Raw genomic sequence first — 13530 nt, forward strand, 5'->3', positions numbered from 1 at the left:
ATTTTAAACCTCATAATCATAACTAATAGTTAGTGGCGCATGATCTGAGAACCAATTTTCTTTGTAAACATAATCAGACTTTGGTACAACCTTATCTTTTAGAGCTGGTGTTGAGATATGATAATCAATTCTCCAGCCGACATTGTTTGCACGCGCTTGTCCACGATTTGACCACCAAGTATATTGTAACGGCTCATGATTAATCACTCGGAAAGTATCAACCCAACCTAAATCATCAAATATATGATCTAGCCAAGCTTGCTCTTCTGGTAATACCCCAGATGTCTTACCATAATTTGATTTCCAATTTTTGATATCTATTTCTTTATGCACAATATTAAAATCTCCACACACTATAAAATCTCTACCCGATTCTGCTTGTTCTTTTAATATCTCTTTATACTTTTCAAGAAACTGCATTTTATATTCTTGGCGAACATCTCCACTAGAGCCACTTGGTAGGTACAAACTAGCAATACTAAAGTTTTCATAGTCAAATTGAATATATCTACCTTCATCATCAGCCCAATCTAAGCCAAGCTCTTTAATTACCTTTAGAGGCTTCTTCTTAGCATAAATAGCTGTGCCACTGTAGCCTTTTTTTACAGCATCTTTAAAATCATAGTAATAATCGTCTGGGAAATGCTGCTCATCTTTTTCTAATTGATGAAATTGCGCTTTTGTTTCTTGTATACACAAAAAATCTACATCCTGCGTTGCAAACCATTCCCAAAATCCTTTACGAGCCGCTGCGCGTATACCATTAGCATTGAATGTCATTACTTTTATCATTAGATTATTACTAAGTTTTAAGATTTATTGAGACATTTTAGCATTTTAGAACTAGTGGCGTAATAGTAAATACTTATTGAGTCAATAAATGTTTTTGATAGTAAATATTCTTATAGTACAAGTTTTATATTGCTATAATTATGTAATCATAAAAAATTGAATCAGTATTATGTCTAACTATATTTCCAAACAAAAAATCAAAGTAAGTCAATCATCAACAGGTGAAGATATTCATATAGAAAAAATAACTATCAAAGGTTCCGATTCATCAGCACCAAGTGTGTATATGCAAGCTAGTATGCACGCTTCAGAGCTACAGGGAAATGCTGTAATGATAGAACTTTTAGAGTATTTCAAAAAGTATCAACCCAAAGGCGATGTTTATCTAATCCCTCAATGTAATCCTATCGGTAAAGATGTATTTATAGGAGCAGGGCATCAAGGTAGATTTGATTCTGCAACAGGAGATAATTTTAATAGATATTATTTCTATCCATCTATCGATTATTCTGTGTTTGTCAAAGAACATATCAACTCTACTACAGCAGAGTATAAGCAAGCTTTTGAAAATCTTTTACAGCAAGAGTTAGATAAAGAACTATCTAATGAATGGGAGCTATCTAGAGCAAAAAGATTAAATCTTCTAGTCCAAAGAGAAGCTCAAAAGGCAGATTATGTCCTTGATTTACATACAGATACAGATGCCACTACATATTTATATACTGCAGATTTTGCTAGACAAACAGCAGAAAAATTTGGCTATAAAGATATGCTTATCATCGATAATGATAAAGCTGGCGGTTCTCTTGATGAAGCTATATTTTGTCCATGGTGGCACCTATCTCAAGAGTTCAGAAAGCAAGGTAAAGATGAAAAAGTACTCAAAGAGGGCTACACGCTTGAATTAGGCTCTGAAGAGTATATAAACTTCACTAATGCTAAAATGCAGACTCAAGGTATCATTAATTATCTGAAACACAAAGATATTATTGATTCACCTTTTAATACTGATTTATTAAATACTGATATTAGACATCATGTCTATGGGCCTAACTACAAACACTTAAAAGCAATAGAGGGTGGATTATATGAATGGTTTATCAAACCAGGCGATATTTTCAAAGCTGGAGATGTAATTGGTCAATATATTCAGACATCTACTATGCAAAAGAAAGACTTAGTTTTACCGTATGGCGGTGTTGTAATTAGTATTCATAATACTGGTGCAGTCTGTCAAGGAGGCCAATTGATTAACTTGGCTATTATTTAATTATTACTGGCAAAACATATGAAAAAAATATTATTAATTAATGGTAAAAAAGAATTTGGGCATTCAAAAGGTGCTTTGAATCAATATTTAAATGATATTGCTGAGAGTCATCTTAAGAGCCTTGGTCATGATATTAAAGTTACAGTTATTGATGATGGTTATGATATAGATGAGGAAATTCAAAAGTGGCTTTGGGCTGATACAGTGATTTATCAAATGCCAGGTTGGTGGATGGGTCCACCTTGGCTTGTTAAAAAATATATCGATGAAGTATTCACCACCGGTCATGGTGTTATGTATGCTAATGATGGTCGATCTAGACATGATGTTAGCAAGAAATATGGCTCTGGTGGTTTACTTCAGGGTAAAACATATATGCTATCGCTAACATGGAATGCTCCATTGGAGGCTTTTGTGGAGAAAGACCAGCTTTTTGAAGGGGTTGGGGTTGATGGAGTATATCTACACTTTCATAAAGCACATGAATTCATAGGCATGAAAAGGTTACCAACATTTATTACTAATGATGTTATTAAAGATCCTAAAATTGAAGAGTATACTGAGAATTACAAGAAGCATTTAAGTTTAGTTTTTTGATAATCATTAATTTTAAAGATTCTATTCTGCAAGAATCATTGTAGGTGCAGGGAATACTCCATTATTTGAAAAACTATTTATTTGATGTAATGGACTTCCAAAAACTACGTTTACTAAACTAAATATTACTACTGATAAAATTAATTTTTTCATTTTTTATAACCTTATTTAAAATTCTTATATATTTTCTGTGAAGTATTATGACAAAAAAATCTCATAGAGTTAAATATATTGATTTTATTAAGTGTATAATATTTTCTTATAATGATAGTTGGCTGCTATTTACAATAAATGGCTATACTACGTGGCGTATATATTCCAAAAGTAGCCCATGCTATGACTAAATCTGAAGTTGTTTGTTCAGCATCAACTTTATAAATATTGTTACTGCCATTACATATTTTACTAGCATTTATATCTGTCGATGGCCCCATGCCTAAAAAAAATGTATCTTTTTTATAATAAGTAGGCTTTTGTAATACTTGTTTAGGCTTTTCAAAATTTACAATTTGTGTTGCACAACCTCCTAAGAATAAGCAAATAAGTATAGCTACCGTTTTTTTCATAAATTTATACACAATAAACATAAGTATGTCGTGGAGTTATAATACCTAAAGTTATCAAAGATATTAATCCATCCCAAATAAATGGTTTTGTAAAAGTAACTTTTGCAACTTTTTCTTGATGTCCACCACATATATCAGCTGGGACTACTTCTGAAGTTTGCCCTAAACCCCCCAATATATAAATATTAGAAACTTTACCTATAATTGGTTGCTTATCTGCGGGAATTTTTTTAAAAGTAACACTTTGGTCAGCACAGCTACAAAGTATAAAAAGACTAAATCCTACCAAAAATATTTGTGTATATTTTAGGATGTGATATTTCATTTATTTTAAAAAGGTATTTATAAATTTATAATAATGAAAATTGAGACTCTTCTTTAGTTTCTGCTTTTTCTTGAGAGTTACGTCTAGCTTTAACTGCATCTGCTAACATTTCAAGCATTTTGATTGTTTCATCAAAATCAACACACTTATCTGTTACACTTTGTCCGTAAGTTAGAGGCTTATTATTAATATCCTGATTTCCAGCTACAAGATTACTCTCAATCATAATACCAAATATATCATTACTAGTTTTGATTTGCTCACAAATATCTTCTAATACTGCGATTTGCTTAGTATGATCTTTTTTGCTGTTACCATGACTACAGTCAATCATAACTTTAGTATCAATTTCAGATTTTTTAAGCTTTTCGATACAGTCATTAACATGTTCTTTGCTGAAGTTAGGTCCTGATGCACCACCACGAAGAATTATATGGCCATTTGGATTACCTTTAGTTGCAAATATTGCTGTAGACCCTGACTTTGTAGTACTCAAGAAATGATGTGGATAAGTAGCTGACTTAATAGCATCTACGGCTACTTGAATATCTCCATTTGTAGCATTCTTGAAACCAATAGAAGCAGAAAGACCTGAAGCAAGCTCTCTGTGAACTTGGCTCTCAACAGTTCTAGCACCAATAGCTCCCCAAGTAATAAGCTCTGCGAAATATTGTGGAGTAATTACATCTAAAAACTCTGTTCCACAAGGCAATCCCATACTTGTAATATCAGACAGTAGGGTACGAGCCATGCGAAGACCTTTATTGATATTATAAGAATTATCAAGATCAGGATCATTTATAAGTCCTTTCCAGCCTATAGTTGTACGAGGTTTTTCAAAATATACTCGCATAATTATCAGGATTTCTTTTTGGAATTTTTTAACTTGGTCTTTTAGCTTTTTAGCATATTCGATAGCAGCACCTGTATCATGAATGGAACAAGGACCAACGATAACAGCAACTCTATCATCTTTACCATGAACAATTTCAGCTATTTCTTTTCGTGATTTTCTAACTGTTTCAAAAGAAGTCTTTAAAAGAGGTATATCTTGGATTAGAACTTCTGCTGGAATCAATACTTTTTCCTTTTTTATATTTATATTTGAAACTTTATCAAAGTTTTTATCACCTATCATTTATAGATTTCCTTATATTTTTATTCTTATTTTTTATTACCAAAAAGACCCGACATATTACCCATACCTTGCATAGCTGATAAACGTTTCATCATGTTAGCCATGCCCCCTTTTTTACCAACTACACTTTTCATCATTTTTTTCATTTGTGTATGTTGTTGTAGGAGTTTGTTAAGATCTTGTATGGAAGTTCCCGATCCTTTTATAATTCTTTGTTTTCTACTATGTTTGATCAACTCGGGTTTCTTACGCTCAAGCGGAGTCATTGAGTCTATCATAGCTTCGATTTTTTTAAACATATCATCACCAACATTGCCTGGTAGATTTGCAGGCATATTTGGTAGTTTAGACATGATAGAGCCAACACCACCCATATTTTTCATTTGCTGGATTTGACTTTTGAAATCGTCTAAATCAAAACTTTTACCACTTTTAAGTTTCTTAGTTAATTTTTCAGCAGACTTTTTCTCTGTTTTTTGTTCAATACTTTCGATTAAGCTTAGAACATCACCCATTCCTAGTATTTTAGAGGCTACTCTATCAGGATGAAATGGTTCTAATGCGTCTGTTTTTTCTCCAGTACCTAAGAATTTAATCGGTTTACCCGTAATTTCTCTAATCGAAAGAGCTGCACCACCTCTAGCATCACCATCAGTTTTTGTAAGAATCACACCTGTCAATTCTAAAGCATCATTAAATGCTTTAGCAGTAATAGCAGCATCTTGACCTGTCATACTATCTACAGTGAAGAATGTTTCTATTGGATTTGCAATTTTATGGATTTGTTTGATTTCATCCATCATATTACTATCAATATGCAATCTACCTGCAGTATCGATAATCAAAACATCTATTAGTTTTGTTTTTGCCGTCTTAATAGCTTCTGTAACAATATAGTCAGGCTTTTGAGATGTATCAGATTCAAAAAATTCTATGTTTAAACTATTTGCAAGAGTTCTTAATTGATCAATAGCAGCAGGGCGATAGATATCGGCACTGACTACCATTACTTTTTTCTTATGTTGCTCTTTTAGATATTTAGCAAGTTTAGCTGTTGATGTTGTTTTACCAGCACCTTGTAAACCTGCCATAAGTATCACAGCAGGAGGTTGTGTTTTTAAGTTAATAGGTACAGCTTCTTCACCTAATGCTTTTTCTATTTCTTTTTTTACGAATGAAATAAATGTTTGATCTGGTGTAAGACTTTTCTTGACTTCTTCACCTATTGCTTTTTGCTTTATATTTTCTATAAACTTTTTGACAACAGGTAACGCAACATCCGCCTCTAGTAGAGATACTCTAATGTCACGTAAAGCTGACTGTATATTTTCTTCTGTAAGAGAAGTTTGTCCCTTTATCTTCTTAAATGAAGATTGTAATTTATCTGATAAACTAGTAAACATATTTCAATAAGTTTTCAGCCCTTATGAGCACAATTATCACAATAGACAAAATATTAACATTTTTAGAATAAATATACTATCTAACAGACTATACTAACGGTTATTATTAGGAATAATAATAAACATATCAGCATGTAAGTGTAGTTTTTTGCCTTTATAAAAAAGATAAACTCTAAAAGAATCCTTAGCACTGGTGTTATTATTATTAAAAAGATCCCAATATTAACAATGTTTTTTGCAATATCACGACTTCCAAAAATAGCATCTACAGCACCTAAGCATATTATAAAAACAGCTAATGATAAATTTAACTTTATAACACGATATATGACATTATCTTTGATCATATTAATCCTTTAATTATCATTTGTAATGCTGAAATAAATAAAACTATAAAAAATGTAAGCCTCAAAATTCTTGTTGAAATATGTGGCATAATTTTAGAGCCTATAGTAGCACCTAATAAAGTACCTAAAGCAACAGGGGCAGTTATCGAGCTATCTATATACCCTGCGAAATAATAAGTTGAAGTCGCTGCAAATGCCGTAATACCCATAATAAAATTACTAGTAGATGCACTTACCTTAAAGGGTATCTTCATAACCTTATCCATCGCTATTACTTTAAAAATACCAGCACCAATGCCAAGTAAACCTCCGATAAATCCAGCACTAGACATAAATATAAAGCCAAGAATAGGGTGTTTGACATTATATTGTTGTTTTACTTTATCTACAGTAATTGAATCATTAAGCTGAAGTTTTTCGGCAATAACTGATACTTTGGTAGATTCTTGAATATTGTTATTTTGTTTCTTTTTTATAAAACTTAAAACTGCAACTACAAACAATATTCCACCAAATATCAGAAATAATGCTTGTGATTTTAGTAATAGAGCTAGTTTAGCTCCAAATATAGCTCCTATAGCAGTAGCTAATGCCAAAAATAATCCTAATTTTTCTTTAGTTAATCCGTGAGATTTTAATGAAACAAGAGATGTTGCTGTTGATGTACAGATTATTGCTACTAGAGATGCTCCAATAGCATAATGAAGAGGGACATCTAATACTGTTGATAGTAAAGGAGTTATTACTAATGCTCCACCTAAACCTATAACAGCTCCAATGCTACCACCCAAAATAGCTACCACGAAGATTACTAACTCAAAGAAAAAGTACTTTTCCACTACGAGAATACTTAAAAATTAGGATTTTGATAATGAATTATAACCTTTTAATAAGTATTTTTTCAAAAGATTTGAGTTTTTAATTAATTCCTTTTAAAATAGATGCTGTTTTATGTAATTATTAAAAACTAATTTAACCGGAGATGAGGCCAATATGGCAAAAGAAGATTGTATAGAAATGGAAGGTGTTGTTTTAGAAGCTCTTCCAAACACAATGTTTAGAGTAGAGCTTGAGAATGGACATGTTGTAACAGCTCATATTTCAGGCAAGATGAGAAAAAATTATATTCGTATACTAACTGGCGATAAGGTAGTAGTTGAAATAACTCCTTATGACTTGACTAAAGGTCGTATCAAATTCCGTAGCAAATAAATTTCTTATATTTCATTTAGTTCCATTCATAATATCTAAAACCAATATTTATTATTGGCTTTATTTACTGAATAGTTATAGGATTAAATTTTCTAACACAAGAAGAATAGGAGTTGTAATAGTCATTGTTAGGCCAATAGTTATAGCTAATGGAACTATTTTATTACCATAATTATTTCTAAGAATTGGTAAACAAAAATCCATAGCAGTATTTGCGGCATATCCGACCATCTCTACAGAAAAATATCGTTTTAGTAATGGTACCATCACGATTACTAGTATTTCTCGTAAGAAATCAACCATAAATGTTATCATTCCATAATATTCACCAATAAAATCTGTATTTAAGACTACTGATAAAGAATACCAGCCTAAGCCTGAGCTAATCATGATGCTTTGCTTGACTGGTATATTAATGATATAGCTGATCAAAACAGCTGAAATTATCGACGTTGCAATCACTATAACAACCACAGACATAGCTAATTTATTTTTAAAGAGATCTATAAGAGATATATTTTCAAACCTTAATAAACCACCGATAATTAGCATAAGAAGTAATAACATTACAAAAACAATGTCATTTATAAATGAAGTAATATTTATATTAATAATTTCACCTAATATATAACCTATTATCAGATATATTAAGTACTTACTTGCTTTGAGAATTGTAATAAATAGATTTTCTTTAGCTTCACTTATATTATCAGATATAAATTTAGTTTTTATATTAGGATCTTTTTTGCAAAAAATAAAAATTCCCAATATGTTAGCAACTGTAATAATTGTAATATATATCAAACTTATACCTATAACTTCTAGAACTATAGTATTTGTATTAGTAAATATACTGAAGTTGTAGCCTAGCAAAAAAATTATAGAAATTACAATGAAGTCTAATGATAAGTTTATAAGTTTTATAACTTTTAATGATTCTGAGAAATTAAAAATGTAATAACCAATAATTAGGAATATAAAGAGAATTAATGATTCAAGCATTAGATATTTTTAAGTTTAACCTTTCTATAAATCATGAATAATACTACAGGAAGGATTGATAATACAAAACATATTGATAACATTTGAATAAATTCAAAAGGATTTTCATATAAATTATCAGGTGGAATAAAACCAACTATTACACAAGAGATTGTTCCCACAATACCCAAAATACAAACAAAAACCATACCAAACTTACCACCAGGTATATTGAAATCCTCATTGTTACGAGTAGATTCTTTATTTGTAAGCTTTAGTTTGAGTGCTGCAAAGAACATCATTAAATACATCAAAGAGTAAATTTGGGTACTTAAAGCAGTAAGAAGCCAATAGTAAGCCTGAACTGATGGTACAAGCTCTAATAAAAGACATATTATAGTCATAATGATTGCTTGCAATATGAGAATTCCACTTGGCACATCATGCTTATTTGTTTTATCTAAAGCATCGGGTAAAAAGTGATCATCGGCAGCCTGTAATAGACCTCGAGCAGGTGAAATCATCCAATTGATCATAGATCCTATAGAACCTATGAAGATCATTAGTCCTAGAATATAGTAGAAAAACATAGGTATACCTAGGCTTTCTAGATAAACTTTAAAAGTCTTAATTGTTCCATGCACAACATCTATTTCAGATTGAGGGAATATAATCGCTACTGCTAGAGCACCTAATACCATCGTAAATACTATAAAAATCACTGAAATTAATAGCGCTAGTGGAAATGTTTTTTTAGGGTTTGCTACATTTCTTATGTGAACTGTTGCTAATTCAAGTCCTAAGAAAGATGCAATTATGGCTGTCAGACCCATCCAAGATTCAGTAGATGTGAAACTAGGGATTAAATTACCTAATTCAAAATGGATATTTATAGTATAGCTATTCAGTAACCATATTAATGCGAAAATAACCATTAGTAGCATTGGCACAACCATACCAAAAAATGTACAGGCACTTGCAAAAATCGCAGAGACACGTAAACCTTTGAGGTTTAGAATAGTCAAAGACCAAAAAACCACTGTAATAAAAATAATAGTAAACTTAATATTTTGAGCAAAATCTGGATTAAATAGATATGCAATAGTTCCTGCAATAAATGTTAATATACTTGGGAACCATATTAAAGTATTAATCCATTGAAACCAAATTGCTAGCATCGCCACATTAGGTCCAAAAGCTTTTTTAACCCAACCATATACACCTTCTTCACCTTTGGCTGTATATGTTGCAGTCATTTCTGCAGATACTAAAGCAACAGGAGCGAGAAACAACAAAACTGCAACAGCAAAAAAGAAAAATATATAGGTTCCGGATGTGGCAGTAGAAGGGAGATTCCTTATATTATCAATTGCTCCGGTCATTAGTAATATAAGTAGAATTAAACCAATTTTTTCTTTTCCTGTTGAGTTTGATACCATGAGCTATACTTATGAGTAAATTTTATGATAGATTTATCATAACCTAATTTCTCATATTTTAGCAATCATTTATGCAATGTATAAAGGCATTACTTGAAAAAGTTTTTCGAGTGTTTGTAGAGCATTTTTATTATCGACTTTGATGATTATTCTATCTCCATCACTTATAATCGAGTTGTCAGTGAAGAATCTGGGAATATTGTCATCCTTCATAATAGCTAAAATTTGTAAGCCATTTGGTAATTTTAGATCAGCTATTTTTTTGCCGATTACTGTAGACATATTCTCTTGACCATGAACCTTTAACTCAACGAACATTTCTTCACTATCTTCAACTTCATACATTTTAAGCATATCAACTTGGGTCAAAAATGCTTTGATTGTCGTATATGAAAAATTATGAGGTGAAATTGATATATCAATAAGCTTAAGGTCTCTAGTAATATCGTAATATTCAGAACTGTTTACTGTTGCCACTGTTTTTCGTGCACCAAGCTTTTTGGCTAAAATAGATGACATGATGTTAATTTCATCTGAATTAGTCAACGCAAAAAACATGTCAGCTTCATCAATGCCTTCAGCAACTAATAAATTATTATTCACTGGATTATAATGTAGAATTGTAGACTTTGACAACTCATTCAGGGCAAACTCACATTTTTCAGCATTTGGATCAATCATTTTTATAATATAACCTTTATTTTCTAGTGATTTTGCAAGAGTTATACTCGCATAATTAATTCCCGCAATAAAAATTTTTCTAATATTTGCTTTTTTAGGCTGGAATATTGATAGAATTTGAGATGAATATGCCTTTTCTGATAAGTACATAACTCTATCACCTGGTTCAACTAGAATATCGGTATCATTAATATCCAACTTATTTCCGCCTCTGTGAGCTGAAATAATATCAACTTTAATATCTCCTAAGCCTAGATATATGTCTTTAACAGATAAACCAATAAGAGATGAATCTTGAGAAACCTCAACTCCAACTAATTGCACACGTTTATCAAAAAATGTTGATATAAAATAAGCTCCAGATAGAAAAATTAATTGCTCTAATCTTTTTGTAGTTTCAAAAAAAGATTTGATAACTAAGTCTATATTATTGAGTAATTTTGGAAATCTATTATATTCTGTATCACGAATTCGCGCTATTTTATATGGTGTTTTATATAACTTATAAGCCATATCACATACTGCTATATTGGTAGTATCATTAGATGTTACAGCAATAATCATATCAGTATCTTTGAAATTAGCTTCCATCATTATATTTGGCTTTGTAACGTCCCCAATAATTGTCTGAACATCAAAAGCAGATGAAATAAATCCTAATTTTTCTTCATCTAAGTCTATTATAGAAACTTGATGGTCTAGACTTAATCTTTGGGTTAAATAAATTCCTAATTGTCCAGCACCTAAAATAGCTATTCTCATGATTAATTGTTATAATGACATTTGTGGTATTAATTACTTACAAATACTAGTCTAAGGTTATAAAATAATCAATTTTTTAATTTACATTGAGTTTCATAAATATTATTATATCAAATATATGATACTAAATTAGTATAGATTAGAGTTGATTATGCTTAAAATAAGTAAATTACTCGACTACGGGTTACTTGTGGTTGTAACAATTGCTGAAAACAACTTAAATCCTTATAGTGCTGCAAAAATTGCAGAAACTACAGGATTGAATATTCCTACAGTTAGAAAACTATTAAATCAGCTTTCGATATCTAATATTGTTGTATCTAAACGTGGTATCGAAGGTGGCTATACACTAGTTGATGAGCCACAAAATATTACTGTTTTAGATGTGGTTAAAGCAGTTGAGAAAAATGTAAATCTCACAGAATGTTGTGATTTACATAAAAAATGTAGTTTAGGAAGTTGTATGGTAAGTAGTTATTGGAGAGTTTTAAATAGTCAATTTCTAGATCTACTTTCAAAAACATCAATTTATGATATTGTCAACAATAAGGGCAGAAATTAAAGTATGAGCGAAAATTTAGATAAAATCATTGAACAAGATTATGAGCATGGTTTTGTAACTGAAATAGAAGCTGAGACTATTGATGCAGGTCTTAGTGAAGATGTAATCCGCTTGATATCTGCAAGAAAAAATGAACCTGTGTTTCTATTAGAATGGCGTCTAAAAGCATATAAAAAATGGCTAGAAATGAAATCTCCAGAGTGGGCTGATTTAAATTATCCTCCAATTGATTTCCAAGCAATAAGTTATTATTCTTCACCAAAATCGTTAAAAGATCATCCTAAAAGCTTAGATGAAGTCGACCCTGAGATTATAGAGACATATAACAAACTTGGTATTCCTTTGCATGAGCAAGAAATGCTTGCTGGTGTTAAAAATATTGCTGTTGATGCAGTATTTGATTCAGTGTCAGTAGTGACAACATTCAAGGAAAAATTAGCTGAAGCTGGAGTTATTTTCTGTCCTATATCAGAAGCTGTACAAAAGTATCCAGAACTAGTTCAAAAGTATTTAGGCTCTGTAGTACCACAGGGTGACAACTTTTATGCAGCACTTAACTCTGCAGTATTTAGTGATGGTTCATTTGTATATATTCCTAAGAGTGTAACTTGTCCAATGGAATTATCAACATATTTTAGAATAAATGCGATGAATACTGGACAATTTGAAAGAACATTGATTGTCGCAGATGAAGGAAGTTATGTTAGCTATTTAGAAGGATGTACTGCACCAATGCGTGATGAAAATCAACTACATGCAGCAGTGGTTGAACTAGTTGCTTTAGATGGGGCAGAGATTAAGTATTCTACAGTACAAAATTGGTATCCAGGAGATAAAGAAGGCAAGGGTGGTATATACAACTTTGTTACTAAGAGAGGCATTTGTCATAAAAATGCAAAAATCTCTTGGACACAAGTTGAGACAGGATCTGCGATTACATGGAAATACCCTTCAGTAATATTACGCGGAGATAACTCAATTGGTGAATTCTACTCTGTAGCTTTGACTCGTCATGCTCAACAAGCTGACACTGGTACAAAAATGATTCATCTTGGTAAAAATACTAAAAGTACGATTATCTCAAAAGGTATTTCTGCAGGTAAAGCTTCTCAGGCCTATAGAGGACTTGTGAGAATATCGCCTAATGCCTCTAATGCTAGAAACTTTTCTCAATGCGACTCATTACTCATAGGGCATAATTGTGGTGCACATACATACCCGTACATAGAAAATAAGAGCAATTCATCTCAAATCGAACATGAAGCTACAACTTCAAAAATCTCTGATGATCAGCTTTTCTATTGTAAGCAAAGAGGTCTTTCGGAAGAAGATGCAATAGCTATGATTGTTAATGGTTTTTGTAAAGAAGTATTTAAAAAGTTACCACTTGAGTTTGCAGTTGAAGCTCAAAAACTAATGGAAGTTAGTTTAGAAGGTGCTGTTGGTTAAACTTTA

General features: G+C 31.3%; 16 protein-coding genes. 5 read left to right on the plus strand and 11 right to left on the minus strand.

Going from position 1 to position 13530, the window contains the following annotated elements; genetic code table 11:
• Positions 1-3 precede the first annotated feature (3 nt).
• Complete coding sequence (locus tag ACKTR7_RS00795; RefSeq protein ID WP_407876580.1) at positions 4-792, minus strand: exodeoxyribonuclease III; 789 nt, start codon at positions 790-792, stop codon at positions 4-6.
• 169 nt (positions 793-961) lie between these two features.
• Between ACKTR7_RS00795 and ACKTR7_RS00800 the strand changes: the two genes are divergently transcribed.
• A complete protein-coding gene (locus ACKTR7_RS00800) occupies positions 962-2062 on the plus strand; it encodes a M14 family zinc carboxypeptidase (protein WP_407876581.1) in 1101 nt (366 codons plus the stop codon).
• Between the two features lie 18 nt (positions 2063-2080).
• Positions 2081-2659: an NAD(P)H-dependent oxidoreductase gene (locus tag ACKTR7_RS00805; RefSeq protein ID WP_407876582.1), complete on the plus strand. Its 579-nt coding sequence runs from the start codon at positions 2081-2083 to the stop codon at positions 2657-2659.
• A 21-nt stretch (positions 2660-2680) separates the two neighbouring features.
• On the opposite strand, the gene ACKTR7_RS00810 is transcribed toward ACKTR7_RS00805, so the two are convergent.
• From ACKTR7_RS00810 to ACKTR7_RS00840, 7 genes are all read right to left on the minus strand, one after another.
• Positions 2681-2812, minus strand: coding sequence for a hypothetical protein (locus ACKTR7_RS00810; protein WP_267906566.1), 132 nt, complete (start codon positions 2810-2812; stop codon positions 2681-2683).
• 125 nt (positions 2813-2937) lie between these two features.
• The gene (locus ACKTR7_RS00815) at positions 2938-3225 is read right to left on the minus strand and encodes a Bor/Iss family lipoprotein (protein WP_407876583.1); all 288 of its coding nucleotides are present in this window, start codon (positions 3223-3225) and stop codon (positions 2938-2940) included.
• Positions 3226-3229: 4 nt separating this feature from the next.
• A complete protein-coding gene (locus ACKTR7_RS00820) occupies positions 3230-3550 on the minus strand; it encodes a Bor/Iss family lipoprotein (RefSeq protein WP_407876584.1) in 321 nt (106 codons plus the stop codon).
• Positions 3551-3575: 25 nt separating this feature from the next.
• Positions 3576-4688 carry a 3-deoxy-7-phosphoheptulonate synthase gene (locus tag ACKTR7_RS00825; protein WP_407876585.1) on the minus strand — a complete coding sequence of 371 codons (1113 nt, stop codon included), beginning with the start codon at positions 4686-4688 and terminating at the stop codon, positions 3576-3578.
• Positions 4689-4714: 26 nt separating this feature from the next.
• Positions 4715-6091 carry a signal recognition particle protein gene (ffh, locus tag ACKTR7_RS00830; RefSeq protein ID WP_407876586.1) on the minus strand — a complete coding sequence of 459 codons (1377 nt, stop codon included), beginning with the start codon at positions 6089-6091 and terminating at the stop codon, positions 4715-4717.
• A gap of 80 nt (positions 6092-6171) precedes the next feature.
• Positions 6172-6438: a DUF1634 domain-containing protein gene (locus ACKTR7_RS00835; protein ID WP_407876587.1), complete on the minus strand. Its 267-nt coding sequence runs from the start codon at positions 6436-6438 to the stop codon at positions 6172-6174.
• On the minus strand, positions 6435-7277 hold the full coding sequence (locus ACKTR7_RS00840; RefSeq protein ID WP_407876588.1) for a sulfite exporter TauE/SafE family protein: 843 nt from the start codon (positions 7275-7277) through the stop codon (positions 6435-6437). Before ACKTR7_RS00840 ends, ACKTR7_RS00835 begins: the two co-directional genes overlap by 4 nt.
• A 154-nt stretch (positions 7278-7431) precedes the next feature.
• Here ACKTR7_RS00840 and infA point away from each other — a divergent pair, with 154 nt between their 5' ends.
• Positions 7432-7650, plus strand: a complete 219-nt coding sequence (gene infA, locus ACKTR7_RS00845) for a translation initiation factor IF-1 (RefSeq protein ID WP_004287780.1) — start codon at positions 7432-7434, stop codon at positions 7648-7650.
• Positions 7651-7725: 75 nt separating this feature from the next.
• Here infA and ACKTR7_RS00850 read toward each other — a convergent pair whose 3' ends face one another.
• The 3 genes from ACKTR7_RS00850 to trkA form a co-directional block, all read right to left on the minus strand.
• The gene (locus ACKTR7_RS00850; RefSeq protein WP_407876589.1) at positions 7726-8652 is read right to left on the minus strand and encodes a lysine exporter LysO family protein; all 927 of its coding nucleotides are present in this window, start codon (positions 8650-8652) and stop codon (positions 7726-7728) included.
• Entirely contained in the window at positions 8652-10070 is a 1419-nt protein-coding gene (locus tag ACKTR7_RS00855; RefSeq protein ID WP_407876590.1) for an APC family permease, read from the minus strand. The genes ACKTR7_RS00850 and ACKTR7_RS00855 overlap by 1 nt, the downstream gene beginning before the upstream one ends.
• Before the next feature lie 69 nt (positions 10071-10139).
• Complete coding sequence (gene trkA, locus ACKTR7_RS00860) at positions 10140-11513, minus strand: Trk system potassium transporter TrkA (RefSeq protein WP_407876591.1); 1374 nt, start codon at positions 11511-11513, stop codon at positions 10140-10142.
• Between the two features lie 151 nt (positions 11514-11664).
• Here trkA and ACKTR7_RS00865 point away from each other — a divergent pair, with 151 nt between their 5' ends.
• Both ACKTR7_RS00865 and sufB read left to right on the plus strand, forming a co-directional pair.
• Complete coding sequence (locus tag ACKTR7_RS00865) at positions 11665-12075, plus strand: SUF system Fe-S cluster assembly regulator (protein ID WP_407876592.1); 411 nt, start codon at positions 11665-11667, stop codon at positions 12073-12075.
• A gap of 3 nt (positions 12076-12078) precedes the next feature.
• On the plus strand, positions 12079-13524 hold the full coding sequence (gene sufB / locus ACKTR7_RS00870; RefSeq protein ID WP_407876593.1) for a Fe-S cluster assembly protein SufB: 1446 nt from the start codon (positions 12079-12081) through the stop codon (positions 13522-13524).
• Positions 13525-13530: the final 6 nt, after the last annotated feature.

Origin of the sequence: Francisella sciaenopsi (genome assembly GCF_045862875.1) — a bacterium.
In the GTDB taxonomy this organism is placed as follows: Bacteria; Pseudomonadota; Gammaproteobacteria; order Francisellales; family Francisellaceae; genus Francisella; species Francisella sciaenopsi.

Excerpts from the sequence above, each read along its gene's own strand:
- ACKTR7_RS00795 (WP_407876580.1), bottom strand. The coding sequence starts at position 792 with ATGATAAAAGTAATGACATTCAATGCTAATGGTATACGCGCAGCGGCT.
- ACKTR7_RS00800 (WP_407876581.1), top strand. The coding sequence starts at position 962 with ATGTCTAACTATATTTCCAAACAAAAAATCAAAGTAAGTCAATCATCA.
- ACKTR7_RS00805 (WP_407876582.1), top strand. The coding sequence starts at position 2,081 with ATGAAAAAAATATTATTAATTAATGGTAAAAAAGAATTTGGGCATTCA.
- ACKTR7_RS00810 (WP_267906566.1), bottom strand. The coding sequence starts at position 2,812 with ATGAAAAAATTAATTTTATCAGTAGTAATATTTAGTTTAGTAAACGTA.
- ACKTR7_RS00815 (WP_407876583.1), bottom strand. The coding sequence starts at position 3,225 with ATGAAAAAAACGGTAGCTATACTTATTTGCTTATTCTTAGGAGGTTGT.
- ACKTR7_RS00820 (WP_407876584.1), bottom strand. The coding sequence starts at position 3,550 with ATGAAATATCACATCCTAAAATATACACAAATATTTTTGGTAGGATTT.
- ACKTR7_RS00825 (WP_407876585.1), bottom strand. The coding sequence starts at position 4,688 with ATGATAGGTGATAAAAACTTTGATAAAGTTTCAAATATAAATATAAAA.
- ffh (WP_407876586.1), bottom strand. The coding sequence starts at position 6,091 with ATGTTTACTAGTTTATCAGATAAATTACAATCTTCATTTAAGAAGATA.
- ACKTR7_RS00835 (WP_407876587.1), bottom strand. The coding sequence starts at position 6,438 with ATGATCAAAGATAATGTCATATATCGTGTTATAAAGTTAAATTTATCA.
- infA (WP_004287780.1), top strand. The coding sequence starts at position 7,432 with ATGGCAAAAGAAGATTGTATAGAAATGGAAGGTGTTGTTTTAGAAGCT.
- ACKTR7_RS00850 (WP_407876589.1), bottom strand. The coding sequence starts at position 8,652 with ATGCTTGAATCATTAATTCTCTTTATATTCCTAATTATTGGTTATTAC.
- ACKTR7_RS00855 (WP_407876590.1), bottom strand. The coding sequence starts at position 10,070 with ATGGTATCAAACTCAACAGGAAAAGAAAAAATTGGTTTAATTCTACTT.
- trkA (WP_407876591.1), bottom strand. The coding sequence starts at position 11,513 with ATGAGAATAGCTATTTTAGGTGCTGGACAATTAGGAATTTATTTAACC.
- ACKTR7_RS00865 (WP_407876592.1), top strand. The coding sequence starts at position 11,665 with ATGCTTAAAATAAGTAAATTACTCGACTACGGGTTACTTGTGGTTGTA.
- sufB (WP_407876593.1), top strand. The coding sequence starts at position 12,079 with ATGAGCGAAAATTTAGATAAAATCATTGAACAAGATTATGAGCATGGT.